The organism is Aliiroseovarius sp. Z3 (genome assembly GCF_029105185.1).
GTDB lineage: Bacteria > Pseudomonadota > Alphaproteobacteria > Rhodobacterales > Rhodobacteraceae > Aliiroseovarius.
In genome coordinates, this window is record NZ_JAFMZK010000001.1 from 373,680 (window position 1) to 393,021 (window position 19,342).

The window sequence follows — 19,342 nt, forward strand, 5'->3', positions numbered from 1 at the left end:
AAATCTGCACATCGCTCCCGTCAATCCCGGACATCATCAATGTAACACCCACGCTAGGACCGAGGATCTTATGCCGCTTTCCATGAACTCAGAGGTTTTCATCACCTGCGCCGTCACCGGATCAGGCAGTACACAAGACCGTTCGCCCCATGTGCCGCGCAGCCCCAAGCAGATTGCCGACAGCGCCATCGCCGCCGCGAAAGCTGGGGCCGCCATTGTCCACTGCCACGTGCGCGATCCTGAAACCGGCGCGCCCTCGCGCGATCTGAAGCTCTATCGTGAAGTCACCGACCGCATTCGCGCGGCTGAGGTGGACGTGGTTCTGAACCTGACCGCCGGCATGGGCGGCGATATCACATTCGGTCCGACGGAGGCGCCGATGCCGGTGAACCAGACGGGTACCGACATGATCGGCGCGGCCGAACGTGTCGCGCATGTGGCCGAATGCCTGCCCGAAATCTGCACTCTGGATTGCGGCACGATGAACTTCGCCGAGGCGGATTATGTCATGACCAACACGCCCGGCATGCTGCGCGCGATGGGTCAGATGATGACCGATCTGGGCGTGACACCGGAAATCGAGGCCTTCGACACCGGCCACCTCTGGTTCGCCAAAGAGCTGGTGAAAGAGGGCGTTCTGGACGGACCTGCCCTAGTGCAGCTGTGCATGGGCGTGCCGTGGGGCGCGCCGGATGACCTGAACACCTTCATGGCGATGGTGAACAACGTGCCAAACGATTGGACCTTTTCGGCCTTTGGTCTTGGGCGGAACCAGATGGCCTATGTCGCGGCGGCCGTGCTGGCAGGCGGCAATGTGCGCGTGGGGCTGGAGGATAACCTGTGGCTGGCCAAGGGCGAGCTTGCAACCAACGAACAACTCGTCACCCGCGCCCGAGGTATCATCGAAGGCATGGGCGCGCGCGTGATTGGCCCCGACGAGGTGCGTAAGAAGCTCGGCCTTGTGAAAAGGGCCCCCAAATGAAGGCCGCGATCATCGGCGGCGGCGTGATCGGTGGCGGCTGGGCCGCCCGGTTCTTGCTGAACGGCTGGGATGTGGCGGTGTTCGACCCCGACCCCGAGGCCGAACGCAAGATCAGCGAGGTGCTGAGCAACGCGCGACGCGCGCTTCCGGGTCTATATGAAACGGCTCTGCCAACCGAAGGCAAGCTGACCTACCACGCGGATCTGGCCGGAGCAGTCGTTGGCGCGGATTGGATCCAGGAAAGTGTACCGGAGCGGCTTGATCTGAAGCACAAAGTGTTCGCCGACCTCATCGCGCTTGCACCCGGTGACGCCATTGTCGGCTCATCAACATCAGGCTTCAAACCTTCGGAATTGAACGAAAAAGGAGCACGCGCAATCGTCGCGCACCCGTTCAATCCCGTCTATCTTCTTCCGCTGGTCGAACTGGTTGGCGACGCCGACACCTGCGCGCGCGCGGCGGATATCCTAAGCGGCATCGGCATGTTCCCCCTGAAAGTCCGCAAGGAAATCGACGCCCATATCGCCGACCGCTTCCTTGAAGCCGTCTGGCGCGAAGCCCTGTGGCTGGTCAAGGACGGCATCGCCACGACGGAAGAGATCGACGAGGCGATCCGAATGGGTTTCGGCCTTCGCTGGGCGCAAATGGGCCTTTTCGAAACCTACCGCGTGGCCGGTGGCGAAGCTGGCATGAAGCATTTCATGGCGCAGTTCGGACCCTGCCTCAGCTGGCCCTGGACCAAACTGATGGACGTGCCGGAGTTCACCGACGAGCTGGTCGACCTGATCGCGGGCCAGTCCGATGCGCAGTCGGGTCACATGTCGATCCGCGAGCTGGAACGCCTGCGCGACGACAACCTTGTGTCGATGCTGCGCGCATTGAAGGCGCGCGGGCTGGGGTCAGGTGCTGGCCGCGTGATCCGGGAGCACGAGGCCGGGTTGTGGCCCCCGATGGATGACACTGCCCCCCTGCGCACCGTTACGCGCGACGTGCCCATCGACTGGACGGATTATAACGGCCACATGAACGAAGGCCGCTATGGACAGGTCTTTTCGGATGCGGCTGACCGGGTGATGGCGCATGTGGGCGCGGATGCGGAGTATGTGGCCTCCGGGCTCAGCTATTTCACCGCCGAGACCAACATCAAATACCTTAATGAATGTCACGCGGGCGACGCCGTCCATGTGGACAGCACCGTCACGCTGGGCGATGGCAAGAAACTGAGGCTCTGGCACGAAATGCGCCGCGCCGCCGATGGTGGGCTGCTGGCCACCTGCGATCAATTCCTGCTGCATGTCGACCTGACCACCCGCAAATCCTGTCCGCCGCGCGCAGATGTCGAAGCCCGCATCGCGGCCCTCGCCGCCCTGCACGCCAAAGGAGCCAACTGATGCAGTTTGGATTATCCGAAGAGCAAGAGATGATCGTCGCCACCGTGCGCAGCTTCGTCGAGAACGAGATCTATCCGCACGAGGATATGGTCGAACGCACCGGACAGGTGCCATACGAGCTTGGGCAGGAAATCAAGCAAAAGGTCATCGACCTGGGCTTCTATGCGTGCAATTTCCCCGAGGAGGTCGGCGGCGCGGGCCTGTCTCACCTCGATTTCACGCTGGTCGAACGGGAACTTGGGCGTGGCGCCATGGCGCTGACCCATTTCTTCGGGCGCCCACAGAACATCCTGATGGCCTGCAAAGGCGACCAGCGGGAACGCTACCTTCTGCCCGCCGTGCGGGGCGAAAAGATGGACGCGTTGGCCATGACAGAACCCGACGCCGGATCAGACGTGCGGGGTATGAAATGCGCGGCGGTGCGCGATGGTGGTGACTGGATCGTGAACGGCTCCAAGCACTTTATCTCCGGTGCGGAACATGCTGACTTTTTTATTGTTTTCGCTGCCACGGGTGTGGATGAAACTCCCAAAGGCCCAAAGAAACGGATCACCTGTTTCCTCGTTGATCGTGGGACGCCGGGCTTTGAGGTGCGCGATGGATACGCCTCGGTCAGCCACAAGGGATACAAGAACTGCATCCTCGATTTCGACAATTGCCGCCTGCCCGACGCGCAGGTGCTGGGCGAGGTCGATGGCGGCTTTGCGGTGATGAACGAATGGCTCTACGCCACCCGCCTGACCGTCGCCGCCTTCTGCGTCGGCCGCGCGCGGCGTTGTTTTGACATGGCGCTGGAATACGCCGCCGCGCGCAAGCAGTTCGGCCAGCCCATCGCGAAATTCCAGGGCGTCAGCTTTCAGGTCGCCGATATGATCACCGAAATTGACGCCGCCGACTGGTTGACCCTTTCCGGGGCATGGCGTCTGGATCAAGACCTACCTGCAAACCGGGAAATCGCGTCGGCCAAGCTCTACGCCTCGGAAATGCTGGCGCGAGTCACCGACACCACGCTGCAAATTTTCGGTGGCATGGGCTTGATGAACGACTTCCCAATCGAGCGCTTCTGGCGCGACGCCCGTGTCGAACGGATCTGGGACGGCACATCGGAAATCCAACGCCACATCATCAGCCGCGACCTGTTCCGGCCCCTGGGAGCATAGATTTTATGCCTTCGGCGAGGATATTTGCAGCCAGAAGAAACGCAGGAGGACCACCGGTGCCCCCCCGCGCGCTGAAACACCTGATCGTGCTTCTCCTGGCGCGGTCATCGGCGTCCCCGCCTGTACCGCAAGCCCATGTTGACCGGAGTTGGTTAACAAATCGTTGCTTCTTCTGGCGTCAAATATCCTGGGGTGAATTGGCCAACGGCCAAGAGGGGCAAGGCCCCTCGCCCGCCTTGCAAACAAATATGCGGGTACGTGATGACCCGAGACCTTAATCGCCTGTTGCGTCCGACCTCGATCGCTGTCATCGGCGGAGGTGCGTGGTGCGCCGAAGTCATCGGCCAATGTCAAAAGATCGGCTTTTCGGGTCAGATCTGGCCCGTGCACCCGACCTTGCGCAGTATTGGCGGCTTTTCGGCATATGCGTCGATTGAAGCGCTGCCTGCTTCCCCGGATGCCGCCTTTGTCGGCATCAATCGCAACGCCACGATCCCGGTGATCGCCGCTCTGTCGGCGCGTGGCGCTGGCGGCGCGATCTGCTTTGCATCTGGATTTGCCGAGGCCGCAGCGGAAAGCAACGACGGTACAGATTTACAGGGTGAACTGCTGTCCGCCGCTGGTGACATGCCGATCATTGGTCCCAATTGCTATGGGTTTCTTAACTATCTCGACCGGGCGGTGTTGTGGCCCGACCAGCATGGCGGCCTGCCCTGCGACACCGGCGTGGCCGTGATCACCCAAAGCTCGAACATCGCGATCAATCTGACAATGCAGACGCGGGGCCTTCCCATCGCCTATGCCGTGACGGCGGGCAATCAGGCGCAGACCGGGCTGGCCGAGATCGGGGCGGCGCTTCTGGACGATGATCGTGTGACGGCGCTGGGTCTGCACATTGAGGGTGTGGGAGATATCAGAGCGCTGGAGGCACTGGCCGCCAAAGCCCGACGGCTCGACAAACCAATCATTGCGTTGAAGGTGGGACGGTCCGATCACGCGCAGGCGGCCTCGATCTCGCACACGGCGTCGCTGGCCGGCAGCGAGGTTGGCGCGCGGGCTTTGCTGGCACGTTTGGGGATTGGGCAAGTCGCATCTTTACCCGCCTTTCTAGAAGCGTTGAAACTGTTGCACTGCGTTGGGCCGCTTAGCTCAAACCGGGTTGCTTCGATGTCCTGTTCGGGTGGCGAGGCCAGTCTTGTGGCCGATACCGCGCATGGTAAAAACCTGTCTTTTCCGACGCTTCCCCCCACCCAGTCCAAGGCATTGCGCGCAACCCTCGGCCCGATGGTGGCATTGGCCAACCCGTTGGATTACCACACCTATATCTGGGGCGATCTTCAGGCGATGACGGATACGTTCACCGCCATGATGTGCACCGATCTGGGCTTTGGCATGGTGGTGCTGGACTTTCCGCGCCCCGACCGCTGCACCTCTCCGGCCTGGGAACTGGTGATCGAGGCAGTCGAGCGGGCGCGTGACGCCAGCGGTGTTCCGATGGGCATCGTGTCGTCCCTGCCCGAAACGATGCCGGAAGACGTTGCCACGCGCTTGCTGTCCAAGGGGATCGTGCCGCTGAGTGGGCTGGACCACGCGATTGACGCGATCGAGCTGGCCGCGACCCTTGGCCAGCCGAATGACAGCCCGGCGCCGATCTTTCTGGGCACGCCACAGGGTCATGGCGTGATGAGCGAACGGGACGCCAAGCAGGCGCTATCGGCGCAGGGAGTGCGTGTTCCGCAGTCCCGACACGCGCAATCGCCCGACGACGCCGTCGACATGGCCCGCGAGATCGGCTTCCCCGTGGTTCTGAAGGGCGAAGGTCATGCCCATAAGTCCGAGGCGGGGGCGGTTCGGCTGAACCTGGCGAGCGGGGCCGAGGTGCTGGACGCCGCGCGCGGCATGGGGTGTGACACGTTTCTGGTCGAGGAAATGATCACCGGCGCCATCGCCGAGCTACTTGTCGGCGTGACTCGCGACCCCGCGCATGGCTATGTTCTGACGCTTGCGGCGGGCGGGGTGCTGACGGAAGTCTTGCAAGACAGCCAGTCGCTTCTGGTGCCGTCCACCCGCGGGCAGGTTCAGGCGGCCCTGATGCGCCTGAAGATCGCGCCGGTGTTGCGCGGATACCGTGGTGCACCCGCCGGCGACATCGAGGCGCTACTTGACAACGTGATGGCGGTGCAGGCCCATGTGATGGCCGCCCCGGCAGACGAGGTCGAGATCAATCCGCTGATCGTCACCCCACATGGCGCGGTGGCCGCCGATGCGCTGATACGAACAGGAGACAGATAAATGACCGACACCCCCATCAAGACCCATCGCGACGGGCATGTGCTTGAGGTCACGCTGGACCGGCCCAAGGCCAACGCCATCGACCTGGCCACCAGTCGGATCATGGGCGAGGTCTTCACCGATTTCCGCGACGATCCCGACCTGCGTGTGGCGATCATCACCGGTGCGGGAGACAAGTTCTTCTGCCCCGGCTGGGATCTGAAAGCAGCGGCAGATGGGGATGCGGTTGATGGCGACTATGGCGTTGGCGGCTTCGGCGGCTTGCAGGAGTTGCGCGGGCTGAACAAGCCGGTCATTGCCGCCGTGAACGGGATTTGTTGCGGCGGCGGGTTGGAGCTTGCCCTGTCGGCCGACATCATCCTGGCCGCCGATCACGCCAGCTTCGCCCTGCCCGAAATCCGCTCTGGCACCGTGGCGGACGCGGCCAGCATCAAGCTGCCCAAGCGCATTCCCTATCACGTCGCGATGGAAATGCTGTTCACCGGGCGTTGGCTCGACGCCGAGGAAGCCGCGCGCTGGGGCATGATCAATCACATCCACCCCGCCGCCGACCTGATGGCCGAGGCGCGCAAGATGGCCGCGCTGCTGGCCTCCGGCCCGCCGCTCGTCTATGCCGCGATCAAGGAAGTTGTGCGCGAGGCGGAAGATATGAAGTTTCAGGACGCGATGAACCGGATCACCAAAAGTCAGTTTGAAACGGTCGAACGGCTTTACCGGTCCGAGGATCAGTTGGAAGGCGCCCGCGCCTTTGCCGAAAAGCGCGATCCGGTGTGGAAGGGTAAGTGACGGCTCAGAACACCACGTTCAGCATGACAAGGGACACCACAAGGAAGATCACCGTCATCACGCCACCGCTTTTGACGAAATCCTTCACCTTGTAACCCGCGGGGCCCATGATCAGCGCGTTCACCTGATGGGTCGGGATGATGAACGAGTTCGAGGTCGAGATTGCCACGGTCAGGGCAAACAGTGCCGGATCCCCGCCTGCTGCCACCGCGATGGACACCGCCAAGGGCACCAGAAGCACCGTGGCCCCCACATTCGACATCACCAGCGAAAAGGCGGTGGACAGGATGGCAATGCCCGTCTGCAAGGCCCAAAGCGGCCAGCCATCCAGCAGGGTCAGGATCTGTTGCGCGATCCATTCCGCCGTGCCCGTGTTCTGCACCGCCTGTCCCAACGGGATCAGGCTGGCCAACAGGAACACCGTGTTCCAGCCCACCGCCTGATATGCCTCGTCGATCGAGATCACGCGCGACAGCAACATGCCGACTGCGCCCGTCAACAGACACAGGGACAGGCGGACATCGGTGAACAGGATCATCGAGATCGAGATCGCAAAGAACAAAAGCGCCCAACCCACCTTGTGCGGGCGCAATTCCTCTTGCGGGAAATCCGAGGTGATGATCACGAAGTTCCGGTCGTCCTTCAGATTGGTCAGGTTGTCCCAGCGGGTGTGTGCCACCAGCATGTCCCCGACCTGAAACTCGACCAACCCGATGGCGGTGGGCTTGTGTTCGTCGGTCTCGACATGGCTCAGGGTTTCTTCGCCCCGGTGGATCGCCAACAGCGACAGACCATAGGTCTTGCGCAGCAAAAGTTCGCGCGGGGACTTGCCGATCAGCTTGCTTTCCGGCGGGATGACGATCTCGGCGATGCCCGCATTGGTGGGGGCGAATTCTTCGACGAACACGTCGAGTTCGGGAAAGATCGACAGGCCGAATTTCTCGGCAAAGGCTTCGACCACCGTTCGTTTGCCGATGATCGCCAGACGGCAGGGCGCTGCGATTTCTGCCGTCAGGACCTGCACCATCGAGGTCTTGCCACGATAGAAGGTCGAGATGATGTAAAGGTTGTTCTCAAGGTTCACATCGGCAAGGATCTGACCGACCAACGGGCTGTCGGCGGGAACGTCCACCTCGTAAACATCCGCCCGCAGCCCATAGACCCGTTTCAGATAGGCCGACATCCCCTGCCCGACCGATGCACTGCTGGCGGTGCCGCCCTCGGGCAGCACCCAACGGCCCAGAAACAGGAAATAGACAATCCCGCTCAGGATCAGAACCGCCCCGATCGGCGTTACGGCAAAAAGGCCGAATGTTCCCATTTTCTGGGCGTCCGGCAGGCTGGTATTGGCGGTCTGGATCAGGTCGTTCAACAGGATCAGCGGAGATGACCCGACCATGGTCATAGTGCCGCCAAGGATCGCACAGAACCCCATCGGCATGGCCAGACGGTTCAGGGGAATGCCGGACCGGGTCGAAATCCGGCTGATCACCGGCAAAAACAGCGCCGCGGCCCCGACATTCTGCATGAAACTGGAAATCACGCCCACAGTGCCCGCGACAATGGGCTGAATGCGCGCCTCGGTCGCGCCGCCGCGTTTCATGATCGTGGCGGCGACCTTGTTCATCAATCCGGTCTTGTCCAGCCCCGCCCCTACAATCATCACCGCGATGATCGAGATAACCGCATTCGACGCGAACCCGTCAAACAGGTGATTGACCTCGGCCAGGTTGGACAAGGCGGGGACATAGCTGAGAATGCCAAGAATAACGAGGATCAGGATCGCAGCCAGATCAATGCGCACGATCTCGGATACAAAAAGGAACACGGTGAAAGCCAGCATCGCACACACGACGCCCATCTCTAACGAAAAGACAATCGGCTCCATCCTGTCCCCCCTGTTCGTGCGTCACAGCCAACTGCCACGCACATCAGCCGTGTCTCAGCTTAGAGTGAACCTTCTTCACAAATCAATTTTTTAAGAGAAATCCGCGCGTTGCATGGCACGTCACGGTAACATCTCGGGGCGCCGGTTACGCTGTTTCCCTCGTGTCCATATGGTGCCAGACGGCTGCAAAAACATGCAGAACAATTGGCAAACCATTGTTAAGAAAATGTTTTATAAACGTTGGAAAGGTTGCCGCACTCTGCTGGTTGTCAATCCATGAATGCGATCTGAGCCCACCTCTTGGCGCGGCATTGTGTTGGCGGTGCCAAAGGCCGAGAGTGGTTACACCAATCCAATGACCTCACATACCGCATTGCAGGCGCGCGCCAACTTGCATCGGATTACGCAACCGGATTCCACGAACTGGCATGCGGAAATGAGAACCCGGCTGCAAGGAGATTGCTGCCGGGTTCCTTGTCAAAGCCAATTGGCTTATTTCGGCATGATCACCGCGTCGATCACGTGGATCACGCCGTTCGAGGTCTCGATATCTGCCTGAACGACACTCGCACCGTCGATCTTCACGCCGTCGGTCGCATCGACCATGGCCATTGCGCCATTCACGGTGCCAACCTCCATGCTTTTGCCCGCGATGTCACCCGACATGACCTTTCCGGGCACCACGTGATAGGTCAGGATCGCGGTCAGCTGGTCCCTGTTTTCGGGCATCAGCAGGGTTTCGACAATGCCTTCAGGCAAAGCTGCGAAGGCGTCGTCCGTTGGGGCGAAGACGGTGAACGGACCCTCGCCCTTCAAAGTGTCGACAAGCCCTGCGGCCTCGACCGCGGCAATCAGGGTGGTGAAGCTGCCAGCCCCGGCAGCCGTGTCGACAATATCCATGGAATGGTTGTCCGCCATGGCCGGGGTGGCCAGAAACGCGGCGGTGGTGATCGAAAGAAAGGTTCTGCGAAGCATGATGTGTCCTTTTCTGTATCCCGGTTGGAAGTTGTATGAGGGATACGGCACGGGTCGCGACCCGGATCACAATGCACCGAGTTATTTTTTCTGATTGACGTCCAAACGGCGAGTTTACCGCCAATTGTTGCGAGCACGGACGCAGTCAGCGTGCCGCCGTCACCTGATCCAGATCACCAAGTGCGGCGGCAAGGGTGCCGACCGGCTGCAGATCATCGCTCAGCAGGATCACATCATCCACCCCGCGCCCCTCAAGCCGCCCGATTTCCGGTTGCCCAATACAATCGGCAGGGATCGAGATCGCCATGCGCAACGCGGTGGTCAGCGATGTACCGGTGTGATCCACCAACCGCTTGACCCCCTCGGCCTGCGTAACATGTGCGCCGGCCAGACTGCCTTCGGAATTGATCAAACGACCTTCCCTCAAGGCAATGTCTTGCCCATATAGGTTGAAGTGATCCGGCCCGCCTACTGTCGCCATGGCGTCAGACACAAGGAACATCCGATCGGGCACCGGGCGGGCGCGGATGGCCAGCCCCACCATGTCATCCGCCACATGGATGCCATCGCAGATGATCCCGCTGTAATGGGTCGAGTTGATCACCGCCCCAACCGCGCCGGGCGCACGCCCCGCCATCGGAGACATAGCGTTGAACAGATGGGTGGCGCAGCTTGCCCCGGCATTGAAGGCGGCCGCCATCATCTCGGCCGTGGCATCTGTATGGCCCAGCGACACCACAGCGCCCATTTGTGCAAGCTGTGTGATCTGCTCGGGCGTGGCAGCTTCGGGGGCCAGCGTAATCATGACCGACACACCTGCTGCGCGCAGGCGCGTCACGGTGTTCATTGTGCGCGTGTCCAGCGGGCGCACCAGATCGGGCGAATGGGTGCCACGTCGCGCCCTCGCGATATGCGGCCCTTCGATGTGAAGTCCGACGATCCCCCGCGTCCCCTGAGCCGCAATCGCGGCATCGGCAGCGCGGTCGGTCACGTCGGGCAAGTCGGTGATCACGGTGGGCAGCACCGCCACCGTTCCGAACGTCCGATGGGCTTCGGCGATGATCTGCATCCCCTCGGCTGTGGGGGTCGAGTTCAATTGTACGCCCCCACCACCATTGACCTGAAGATCCACGAAACCGGGCGTCATAAGCCCCGGCACACGGATGGCATCCGCCTGCGCATCTGCCATATCAATCACGCGACCGTCACGAACCCGCACGGAGATTTCGCTGTGCAGGTCGCGGCCATCAAACACGCGGTTCGGGGTTATCCAGTGGTCCATCATACGGCCTCATCAAAGAAATAGGGGTCGAGTGCAAGCTGTATCTGTGCGTCTATCAGCCGCTGCACCTGATCGCCGGTCAGTTGCTCGGCGCGGGTCAATACGTCATCGTCGAACACCGTTTGCAAGCTGGCGTCGGGGATTGGGCCATCAAACCCATCCCGCAGCGCCGCCACGGCCGCCTGCGCCGTCGGATCGGGCCAGTAATAACGTATGCGATCGGCCAGCCCGAGGTGGCGTTGTTGATAGAGCGCCTGCGCGTCACCGTTATAATGCCCCTGCCAATAGGCGGGGTTTGCCAACATCACCTTCTCCATCACGACCGTAAGCGCACCGGGAGCGGCGCTGATCTGGTCCAACGCATAGAGTGCTTGCCGATAGGCAAATGTCAGGGCGGGACCGATCTTCTGGAACGCGAAGCCAAGCTCGGCCAGTCGCGGAAAAACCGCGGGGTGTTGGTAGTCGGTCGAATGCGCCTCAAGACACACGCCCGGCCAGCCATCCAACGCGGCCAAAAGGCCGGGATCACGGTCCAGCGGCATGTGATGCACGGCGGTGGGGCTGAACTCGACACCCGGTTGCACGACCAGACCGCCGATCATCGACGCCATATCTTCGAAGCTGTCGCCATGCGCAGCCAGCGTGGCCTTGGCGGCAGCCGGGTCGGTTGGGGGAATGTCGCCATCCTCGTCCACCCGCGCGCCGCCGGGTGGTGGCACTTCGGTGCCAACGACAAAAAGCAGCCCGGTTGAGTTCCCGTTGCACGCCTCGACACAGACCTGCGCCAGATCAGCGGACCGCGCGGCGGTTTGCGCGTCGTCAAGCTGCGCGGGCTCACCCGCACACCCTTCCGAACAATCCAGATGGATTTTTCGAAACCCGGCTTTGACGTAGTCGCGCACCAGAACGCGGGCTTTCTCCATCGCGGCATCAGCGGGCATTGACCGCCATGCCTGGGGGCCAAGGTGATCACCGCCGAAGATGATGCGGTCGCGATCCACGCCTGCCGCGTCGGCGATGTCGTGCACATACCCGATAAACCCGTCCGGGGTAATCCCGGTATAGCCACCATCCTGGTTGACCTGATTGCTGGTCGCCTCGACCACCACCGGGCGGTCAAGGGTCTGCGCCCGCATCAAAGAGGCGCGCAGCACGTCCGGTTGTGCCGAACAGACCGACGGGATGGCCGCCCGTGCTCCAGACCGGTTGCGCGCAATAATGTCGCGAAGGGGATCAGTCATCCTGCTGCTCCTTGGCTTGCCAGGCGGCATAGGCAGCGCCGCGCGCGCCGCTGGTATCACCGCCCTGCGCCAAAACGAGCTTGGCCGCTCCGAAATCGCCGATTTGCGCCCGCAGCGCGGCGGCAGTGAGGTCGTCGACAACACCATCGATCTGGCTCAACCCTCCGCCCAGAACGATCAGGTCAGGATCGACCGTCATGGTCAACGTGTGCAAAAGTTCGGCCGTCATTTCACACCAGACCGACCAGACCTGCATCATGTCGCCATGGCGGCGCGCCGCGATCTGAGGTGGGTCGATGTCCTTTCCGGTCAGCGCCTTGGCCAGACGCTGCATCCCCGGTCCGGCGATATAGGTTTCGGTGCAACCCGGACGGCCACACCCACAGGTCACGACGGGCAGGTTGTATTTCGCGACCAGATGCGCGGGCGCAGCGGTGTGTCCGAACTCGCCCCCGGTCATGGTCGGACCTTGCAGGATCGTACCGTCCACGGCGATCCCGCCTCCGATGCCGGTGCCAAGGATCAGGGCAACGACCGTGCGCTGCCCCTGCCCAACCCCGAAGATCGCTTCTGACAGGGCCATGGCGCGGCAATCGTTGACATAAGTGATTGAGCGACCAATCGCAGCCTCGATATCCTGCTGGAAAGGCTTGCCAGATGCGGGAAGGTTTGCGGTCAGCGCAAGCCCCGTCACCGGGTGCAAAAGCCCGGCGGCCCCGATCCCCACCGGAACAGCCGCACCTGCGATATCATCGGCCCAGCGGACCTGATCGGCAATCGCCGCAACAAGGTCGTCATAATCGGAAGGTGTGGGCACGCGATGGCGATGGGCCACGGCCCAGTCATCGTCGAACAGCTGCACCTCGATCTTGGTGCCGCCCAGGTCAATACCGGCCGCGATCATGACGCCACCGGATAGAGCTTCACCCCTGACACGACACGGCTGAGCGTGCCCTGCCCCGAAAACGGATCATCCACGTTCAGACCCAGCCCGTTCGCCCATTCGACACCCGTGACCTGCGCCAAAGCGACACAAAGCGGGGCTGCCCATGTGGGGCCAAAGGGCATCGGAATGTCGACGTCGCCGCCCGGCCCGACCGCCGTCACCCGTGCGGTCGGGAACTGTGCCCGCAATTCAGCCACTAGATCGGCATCATAGTCGCGCGTGGGGGCATCGGGACTGGTAAAGACCGTGATCGCCGTGCCCTCGGTCACAAAGGATTTCGGTCCATGGCGAAAGCCAAGCGTGCTGTCCCAAAGGGCCGGGATTTGCCCTGCCGATAGTTCCATCACCTTCAAGGCGGCCTCACGGGCTGCAAACGCCAATGGTCCCGCACCGACATAAACCGCGCGTTCAGGGCGGGGCATATCGCGCAGCTGTTGCAACAATCCCGTCATCTGATCTGCCAGAGCATCCATACGCGCGGGCACATCACACGGCGCGTCAAACAGCGCCAGTGCGGTGAACAGCATGGTCGAGAAACTGCTTGTCATCGCAAACCCCGCATCATGGGTGGCATCGGGCAACACGATTACCTTCTGCGGCCCGCGAGAGGGGCGCGTTGCCAATGCGCCATCCTTGTTGCAGGTGATATGCAGCCGCGGCGCGTCAGGCGCCAGCGCATCCAGTGCATCCAGCGTGCCGATGCTTTCCGTGCTGTTTCCCGATCGCCCGAAACTGACGACCAGCGGTTTCACACCGTTTAGAAAGGCTTTGGGCGTGGCCACCAAATCCGTGCTGGGCACTGCGCGCAATCCGGGGCGCATACCGGGCACGCCTGCCGCGATGATATCGCCGATATAGGCCGACGTGCCAGCCCCGCAAAACCAAACCTCGTCATGGTCAAGGCTGGCGATCCAGCCCCGCAATCCATTGACGTCCAGGGTCTTTCCCCAGGCGGACCAGATCTCGGGTTGGCGATGGATTTCAGCCCAGGTCGCCCAGTTTTCAAGTGGAGTGTTCATGTTGTCTGTGTCACTTTCGAAAGAGTTTCGGGCACGTCCGGGTCCAGTCCCAGCGCCAATGCCGTGTTCAGAATGACCGGGTACATCACCGCCAGCAAAACAGCAGCCGCGGCAGCGGGCGTCAGGTCAGACACGCCGATATCGTCAGGCGAGATACGATGCACGTCACAGCCGACGCCCCTGAACCGGGCCTCGGCCTGATCAAGACTGTCCTGAATATGATCCGATCCCGTATCAAGGATCAGAACCATCAGGGGGTTGGTTGCCAGTTGCAATGGGCCATGCAGCACTTCAGACGCAGAGTAGGCCTCGGCATGCAGCGCGCAGCATTCCTTGAGCTTCAACGCCACTTCGATCGCCGCACCATGGCCAGTATCGCGCCCGATCACATAGACATTCCGCGCCCGCAGCAGCGCGGCCTGCAGATCTTTGGCACGGGGGTGAGCGGTCGAGACGTTCCGCAGCGCCGCCACCGAGGCGTCAATCCGTGTCTTATACTCGGGCTTGATGCCGCCCAACAGCGCCATCCCGGCTGCAACAGATCCGATCACCGTCTTGGTCGCAGGCACCGCCAGTTCCGGTCCAGCCCCGATTGGCACCGTGGTTTCTGATGCAAGTTCAACCGGACTGCCCGGCTGATTGGTGATTGCCACGACGCTGGCCCCATTGGCGCCAGCCCCTCTGGCGGCCCGGACAAGGTCATCACTGGCCCCGGACTGGCTGATCACCAGCGCACCGAACCCGTGAACACCGACGCCCTTGCCCAGTGAAAACACCGAGGGCGGAAGCGAGGTGACAGGCACGGACAGCTCGCGCATCATTTCATAGGACAGGATGTTCGCTGCCGCATCCGATGATCCACGCGCGATGGTGAAGATCACCTTGGAATCGGCCAAACCGCCTGCATCAACCGTTTGTGTCGCAGCACGGCCAAACACCTCGATCGCCTCGGCGCTTTCGGATGCCATCAGATGACCGTGTGTTTTCGTCTCAATGCTCATGCGCGTAGTCCGAAGCTGTCAAATTCTTCCCACGTGCGGCCCAGATCGACAACGCCGCCGCTGATCCGTGCCTCGTCCAGCGCCATGGCGGCCAGACCGGCCTCCAGCGCATCAACGACCCCGACCGGAAGGCTGTCAGTCTCGTCCCGCAGGAAGGCTGCAATGTCTGCAACCATCATGTGATCTGCCCCGTAATGCGCGGACGCGTGTTTCTGGTCCATCGCCGTATAGTCATGATCGGCAATCACCGATCCGTCCCGCGCCGTGGCTTTCAAATAACCGCGCACAAAGTCGCCCTCGGCCATGCCAAGCGCGCCGAAGACGCAAAACCGCCGATGGTCGTCGGGCGCGTTCAGATTGGTGTGAAACGCCATCGACGCCCCGCTTTCATAGCGCAGGATCGCGGTTTGGAAGTCGATGATATCGCCGTCAGAGTTATAGGGATCCGGCGCGCTTTCCCAAACGCTCGACTTCCGCTGAGAGATTTCGGTTTCGACGTTAGAAGTAGGTGCGAACTCTGGGACAAAAGACTTTTTGCCACCAAAGCTCGCCACCTGCATGGGCCGTGAGTGGGTCACCATGTTATAGATATCCAGATCGTGGCAGCATTTTTCCAACATGAAGCCGCCGGACAGCGCGCTTTTACGCCGCCAATCGCGCATGAAAAACGCACCATGATAGGGCGGGATATGTTCGTTCGCTTCAAGCGAAGCGACAGGGCCAAGCTGATCCAACACAGCGCGCAGATCGACCATGTGCTGCGAATAGCGCAACACCAGCCCGACCATCACCTGATCGGTGCCGTACTCCGCCAAAAGGCGCGCCAGTTCGAATGTGTCTTCGCGCGTGGTCACGACCGGTTTTTCGGTGAAAATCCGCACCCCGGCCTCAAGCCCCAGCTTGATGTGCTCCAGGTGATAGACATTGGGCGAGCCGACGAAAAACAGGTCGGGTTGGGTGTCTGACAGCATCGTAGCCACATCGTCAAAACGTGGGACGTCCGTGCCGATCATGTCCAGATGGGCGGGTTGCGGGTCGTAATAGCCGACAAACTCGATCTCGGGCATGGTTTCTTTCAGGATCGAAAGAACATGACCGGCGCGCAGCCCTATCCCAGCGGTGGCAACTTTCATGCAACCATCTCCGGTGCAGCCTGACGGCGCAACACATCGCCATTGGCATCAAAGACATGACAGTTTTCAGGGGCGACGCTCAGGGTCAGGTTGCGCCCTTCTTCAATCACGGCATCCCCCGGAAGCGAGGCACAGAACCGTGTTCCATCGCCGATCACGCCATAGGTGATCGACACACCGCCCAGACGTTCCAGAACGTTCACGGAAATCTCAAGACCTTTGCTGGACACCTCAACATGTTCAGGACGAATGCCGACTTCCACCTTGTCGCCGGCTTTGACCGTTCCGGCCGCAACCGGAAGCGCCATGCGGTGGCCGCCGTCCAGTTCCACAGACACGCCGGTCGCATCTGCCCCGATCACGGTGGCAGGGATCAGGTTCATATTGGGTTGACCAATGAACGAGGCGACAAACTTGGTTGCGGGGTGGTGATACAGTTCCATCGGCGAACCAAACTGTTCGACCCGGCCGCCGTTCAACACGACAATCCGGTCGGCCATGGTCATTGCCTCGACCTGATCGTGGGTCACATAAACCATGGTGGCGTCCAGATCGCGGTGAAGCTGGCTTAGCTCGACCCGCATGTCGCCACGCAACGCGGCGTCGAGGTTCGACAAGGGTTCGTCGAACAGGAATACTTTCGGATTGCGCACGATCGACCGCCCGATGGCGACCCGTTGACGCTGACCGCCGGACAACTGCCCCGGCTTCAACTGCAACTTGTCGGTCAGTTGAAGGATCGCGGCGGCTTTCTGCACACGGCTGTCCATCTCGGCCGCGTCCATCTTCTGAACGCGCAGCGGAAAGGCGATGTTTTCATAGACGCTGAGATGCGGGTAAAGTGCATAGGACTGGAACACCATCGAGATGCCGCGGTCCACTGGATGCGCGTCGCTCACATCGTCACCACCGATGACGATCTGGCCTGACGAGGCCTCTTCCAGCCCGGCGATGATGCGCAGAAGCGTGGATTTCCCACAGCCTGACGGGCCGACAAAGACAACGAATTCCTTGTCCTTGATCGCAAGGCTGATGTCATGCAGCACCTTGGCCGAGCCAAAGGATTTGCTGATCGCGTTCAGGTCAAGTGTCGCCATGGTCTGGGCATCCTTTTGTTGAAACGTAAGGGGGCGGTCCGGGCAACGACCTGCGCTGCCCAGACCAGGGAGGTTCGGTTAAAGCGCTTCGTCCAGCTCTTCACCCGCAATCGTCACGAGGTTATCCACGCTGTCATCCTTCAGGATGATGCCCTGAACCATGTTGGTGAACACCGATTGCAGCGACTTGAAGTCTTCGACCAGCGGCTCGGGGCCACCTGTCGAAATCGTCGCGGTGAAGTTCGGCCAGATCCCACTTTCGTAATACAGATCGCTCATGCCAAGCGCGGCATAATCAAGGATCGGTGTCAGACCCCAGCTGCTGTCCAGATCGTACTGGCTTTCGCCCGAGGTGATCATCTGTGCCAGTTCATGCGCCAGATCTTCATGGCCCGTGCCCTTGAACACAACGATGCTGTCGGTGATCAGGATCGTGCCGCTTTCGCCTGACGGGCCTGCGGGCACCGGGGCCACCAATTGGTTGATATCCTCGTTATGCTGGCCATAGCCCCATGGGCCTTGGACATACATGGCGATCTTGCCGTCGTTGAACAGGTCGCGCAGTTGGTCACGTTCCCATGCGGTGGGGCCTTCCTGTGCGACATCCACCAGCTTGCCATAGAATTCCAGCGTTTCGCGGGTCTGTTGGCTGTCCAGCTTGTTTTCGCCGGTCGCCGGGTCGATCACCGCGCCGCCATTGGAATAAAGGTAATTCAGGAACTGGTGCATCGTGTTGTCGAAGTCTTTGCCCGCAAGGCCGACGCCTGCCACATCGGTGTTGTCGACGACGCCCTTGGCCATGGCATACATCTCGTCCCAGGTTTTGGGCGCGACGCATTCCTGACCGCTTTCTTCAATGATGCCACAGTTGATATACAGCGCCTTGGTCGAGAACGCGTGCGGATAACCCCAAGCCTGCCCTTCGATCGTGACGGTGTTCAAAACGCCGTCCTGATAAGGCGTATCCGCCGAGATATTGGCCGGAACGATCAGGTCGTTATTGGCCATCTGGCGCAAGGTACGCGACCCCATATAAGCGATTGAAGGGGGATCGCCAGCCGCCGCAAGCGTCAGCGACTTGTCCTGACAGGTGCCCCACGGAACAGCCTCCAGATTAACGGTGACGCCTTCATGCTTGGCGACAAATTCATCCACGGTCTTCTGATCCGCTTCGCGCACTTCACCGCCACACATGATGAAGTGCAGTTCGGTGGTATCAGCCGAGGCGGTCATCGCCGAGCCTGACAGCAGCAGCGCCGCCAGTGATAGTTTGGTTACATTCATTTTGGTCTCTCCCTTGGTTGGACTATTCCTTGACCGCACCGGCCGTCAGGCCTGCGACAAGGTATTTTTGTAGGAACAGGAAGATGACCATGACTGGCAGGACACCCACCAGGGCCGCGGCCATCATCTCGTTCCAGGTCACCGACTGATAGCCGATGAATTCATAAAGACCGGCAGGCAGCGGTTGCAGCTCGCGGGTCTGGTTGAAGGTAATTGCGAACAGGAATTGCTGCGCATACGCACCGATGAACACAGCCACGCCGACCACGATCAGGCCCGGTGTGGCCAGTGGCAACACCACGCGGCGCAGGGTATAGAGGCGCGAGGCGCCATCCACGAACGCGGCTTCCTCAAGCTCGCGCGGGATCTTTTCCAGATACGAGCGCAGCAGCCAGATGCCGGTGGGGATCAGGAACGCCACGCCCGGCACGATCATCGCCCAATAGGTGTTCAGAAGCCCCATGGTGCGCAACACGCGATAAAGCGGGATCAGCAGAACCGCACCTGTGAACATGTTGACGCCCAGAAAAATGCCCAGCGACAGGTTTTTGAACGGGAACTGCAACCGTGCATAGGCATAAGCGGCGGGCACCACGAAGATCATCGTCAGCCCCGTCACCATGAACGAGATATAGATCGAGTTGAAGATATAGCGGCCCAGCAGCGGCACCGTCACCCACATCTGCTTGTAGGCATCGAAGCTGAAATCGTCCGACCAGAACTGATAGGGGCTGCGGAACAGATGCTCCAGCGGGCGTAGCGAGGCCATGAACATCTCGAAGAACGGCAACAGAATGAAGGTCAGGAAGACGGCGACACAGGCATAGATTCCGACCATTTGCAGCTTGGTGTAGCGGTCCATCAT

General features: G+C 61.1%; 16 protein-coding genes. 5 read left to right on the forward strand and 11 right to left on the reverse strand.

Going from position 1 to position 19,342, the window contains the following annotated elements; all coding sequences use genetic code 11:
• The first annotated feature begins 70 nt into the window (after positions 1 to 70).
• From J3R80_RS01875 to J3R80_RS01895, 5 genes are all read left to right on the forward strand, one after another.
• Positions 71 to 982 carry a 3-keto-5-aminohexanoate cleavage protein gene (locus J3R80_RS01875; RefSeq protein ID WP_275392056.1) on the forward strand — a complete coding sequence of 304 codons (912 nt, stop codon included), beginning with the start codon at positions 71 to 73 and terminating at the stop codon, positions 980 to 982.
• Entirely contained in the window at positions 979 to 2,373 is a 1,395-nt protein-coding gene (locus J3R80_RS01880; RefSeq protein ID WP_275392057.1) for a carnitine 3-dehydrogenase, read from the forward strand. The genes J3R80_RS01875 and J3R80_RS01880 overlap by 4 nt, the downstream gene beginning before the upstream one ends.
• The gene (locus J3R80_RS01885) at positions 2,373 to 3,533 is read left to right on the forward strand and encodes an acyl-CoA dehydrogenase family protein (RefSeq protein WP_275392058.1); all 1,161 of its coding nucleotides are present in this window, start codon (positions 2,373 to 2,375) and stop codon (positions 3,531 to 3,533) included. Before J3R80_RS01880 ends, J3R80_RS01885 begins: the two co-directional genes overlap by 1 nt.
• Before the next feature lie 261 nt (positions 3,534 to 3,794).
• Positions 3,795 to 5,825 carry an acetate--CoA ligase family protein gene (locus tag J3R80_RS01890; protein ID WP_275392059.1) on the forward strand — a complete coding sequence of 677 codons (2,031 nt, stop codon included), beginning with the start codon at positions 3,795 to 3,797 and terminating at the stop codon, positions 5,823 to 5,825.
• Positions 5,826 to 6,611, forward strand: coding sequence for a carnitinyl-CoA dehydratase (locus tag J3R80_RS01895; protein ID WP_275392060.1), 786 nt, complete (start codon positions 5,826 to 5,828; stop codon positions 6,609 to 6,611).
• Between the two features lie 4 nt (positions 6,612 to 6,615).
• Here the strand turns inward: J3R80_RS01895 and J3R80_RS01900 are convergent, their stop codons facing one another.
• From J3R80_RS01900 to J3R80_RS01950, 11 genes are all read right to left on the reverse strand, one after another.
• Positions 6,616 to 8,499: an SLC13 family permease gene (locus J3R80_RS01900; RefSeq protein ID WP_275392061.1), complete on the reverse strand. Its 1,884-nt coding sequence runs from the start codon at positions 8,497 to 8,499 to the stop codon at positions 6,616 to 6,618.
• A 492-nt stretch (positions 8,500 to 8,991) separates the two neighbouring features.
• Positions 8,992 to 9,474, reverse strand: coding sequence for a fasciclin domain-containing protein (locus J3R80_RS01905; protein ID WP_275392062.1), 483 nt, complete (start codon positions 9,472 to 9,474; stop codon positions 8,992 to 8,994).
• A gap of 145 nt (positions 9,475 to 9,619) precedes the next feature.
• The gene (nagA, locus tag J3R80_RS01910; protein WP_275392063.1) at positions 9,620 to 10,759 is read right to left on the reverse strand and encodes an N-acetylglucosamine-6-phosphate deacetylase; all 1,140 of its coding nucleotides are present in this window, start codon (positions 10,757 to 10,759) and stop codon (positions 9,620 to 9,622) included.
• Positions 10,756 to 11,997 (reverse strand): class II D-tagatose-bisphosphate aldolase, non-catalytic subunit, encoded by a 1,242-nt coding sequence (locus J3R80_RS01915; protein WP_275392064.1) that lies wholly within the window; start codon positions 11,995 to 11,997, stop codon positions 10,756 to 10,758. Before J3R80_RS01915 ends, nagA begins: the two co-directional genes overlap by 4 nt.
• Positions 11,990 to 12,901 (reverse strand): ROK family protein, encoded by a 912-nt coding sequence (locus J3R80_RS01920; protein ID WP_275392065.1) that lies wholly within the window; start codon positions 12,899 to 12,901, stop codon positions 11,990 to 11,992. Before J3R80_RS01920 ends, J3R80_RS01915 begins: the two co-directional genes overlap by 8 nt.
• On the reverse strand, positions 12,898 to 13,962 hold the full coding sequence (locus J3R80_RS01925) for an SIS domain-containing protein (protein WP_275392066.1): 1,065 nt from the start codon (positions 13,960 to 13,962) through the stop codon (positions 12,898 to 12,900). Before J3R80_RS01925 ends, J3R80_RS01920 begins: the two co-directional genes overlap by 4 nt.
• Positions 13,959 to 14,963, reverse strand: a complete 1,005-nt coding sequence (locus tag J3R80_RS01930) for an SIS domain-containing protein (RefSeq protein ID WP_275392067.1) — start codon at positions 14,961 to 14,963, stop codon at positions 13,959 to 13,961. The genes J3R80_RS01925 and J3R80_RS01930 overlap by 4 nt, the downstream gene beginning before the upstream one ends.
• Positions 14,960 to 16,096: a Gfo/Idh/MocA family oxidoreductase gene (locus J3R80_RS01935; RefSeq protein ID WP_275392068.1), complete on the reverse strand. Its 1,137-nt coding sequence runs from the start codon at positions 16,094 to 16,096 to the stop codon at positions 14,960 to 14,962. The genes J3R80_RS01930 and J3R80_RS01935 overlap by 4 nt, the downstream gene beginning before the upstream one ends.
• The gene (ugpC, locus tag J3R80_RS01940; protein ID WP_275392069.1) at positions 16,093 to 17,193 is read right to left on the reverse strand and encodes a sn-glycerol-3-phosphate ABC transporter ATP-binding protein UgpC; all 1,101 of its coding nucleotides are present in this window, start codon (positions 17,191 to 17,193) and stop codon (positions 16,093 to 16,095) included. The genes J3R80_RS01935 and ugpC overlap by 4 nt, the downstream gene beginning before the upstream one ends.
• Positions 17,194 to 17,271: 78 nt before the next feature.
• Entirely contained in the window at positions 17,272 to 18,477 is a 1,206-nt protein-coding gene (locus tag J3R80_RS01945) for a sugar ABC transporter substrate-binding protein (RefSeq protein WP_275392070.1), read from the reverse strand.
• 22 nt (positions 18,478 to 18,499) lie between these two features.
• The gene (locus tag J3R80_RS01950; protein WP_275392071.1) at positions 18,500 to 19,342 is read right to left on the reverse strand and encodes a carbohydrate ABC transporter permease; all 843 of its coding nucleotides are present in this window, start codon (positions 19,340 to 19,342) and stop codon (positions 18,500 to 18,502) included.

Bases quoted from the DNA above. Each gene is read 5' to 3' on its own strand.
- J3R80_RS01950 (WP_275392071.1), bottom strand. From the start codon at position 19,342: ATGATGGACCGCTACACCAAGCTGCAAATGGTCGGAATCTATGCCTGT.
- J3R80_RS01880 (WP_275392057.1), top strand. From the start codon at position 979: ATGAAGGCCGCGATCATCGGCGGCGGCGTGATCGGTGGCGGCTGGGCC.
- nagA (WP_275392063.1), bottom strand. From the start codon at position 10,759: ATGATGGACCACTGGATAACCCCGAACCGCGTGTTTGATGGCCGCGAC.
- J3R80_RS01895 (WP_275392060.1), top strand. From the start codon at position 5,826: ATGACCGACACCCCCATCAAGACCCATCGCGACGGGCATGTGCTTGAG.
- J3R80_RS01905 (WP_275392062.1), bottom strand. From the start codon at position 9,474: ATGCTTCGCAGAACCTTTCTTTCGATCACCACCGCCGCGTTTCTGGCC.
- J3R80_RS01930 (WP_275392067.1), bottom strand. From the start codon at position 14,963: ATGAGCATTGAGACGAAAACACACGGTCATCTGATGGCATCCGAAAGC.
- J3R80_RS01890 (WP_275392059.1), top strand. From the start codon at position 3,795: ATGACCCGAGACCTTAATCGCCTGTTGCGTCCGACCTCGATCGCTGTC.
- J3R80_RS01935 (WP_275392068.1), bottom strand. From the start codon at position 16,096: ATGAAAGTTGCCACCGCTGGGATAGGGCTGCGCGCCGGTCATGTTCTT.
- J3R80_RS01920 (WP_275392065.1), bottom strand. From the start codon at position 12,901: ATGATCGCGGCCGGTATTGACCTGGGCGGCACCAAGATCGAGGTGCAG.
- ugpC (WP_275392069.1), bottom strand. From the start codon at position 17,193: ATGGCGACACTTGACCTGAACGCGATCAGCAAATCCTTTGGCTCGGCC.
- J3R80_RS01915 (WP_275392064.1), bottom strand. From the start codon at position 11,997: ATGACTGATCCCCTTCGCGACATTATTGCGCGCAACCGGTCTGGAGCA.
- J3R80_RS01875 (WP_275392056.1), top strand. From the start codon at position 71: ATGCCGCTTTCCATGAACTCAGAGGTTTTCATCACCTGCGCCGTCACC.
- J3R80_RS01885 (WP_275392058.1), top strand. From the start codon at position 2,373: ATGCAGTTTGGATTATCCGAAGAGCAAGAGATGATCGTCGCCACCGTG.
- J3R80_RS01945 (WP_275392070.1), bottom strand. From the start codon at position 18,477: ATGAATGTAACCAAACTATCACTGGCGGCGCTGCTGCTGTCAGGCTCG.
- J3R80_RS01925 (WP_275392066.1), bottom strand. From the start codon at position 13,962: ATGAACACTCCACTTGAAAACTGGGCGACCTGGGCTGAAATCCATCGC.
- J3R80_RS01900 (WP_275392061.1), bottom strand. From the start codon at position 8,499: ATGGAGCCGATTGTCTTTTCGTTAGAGATGGGCGTCGTGTGTGCGATG.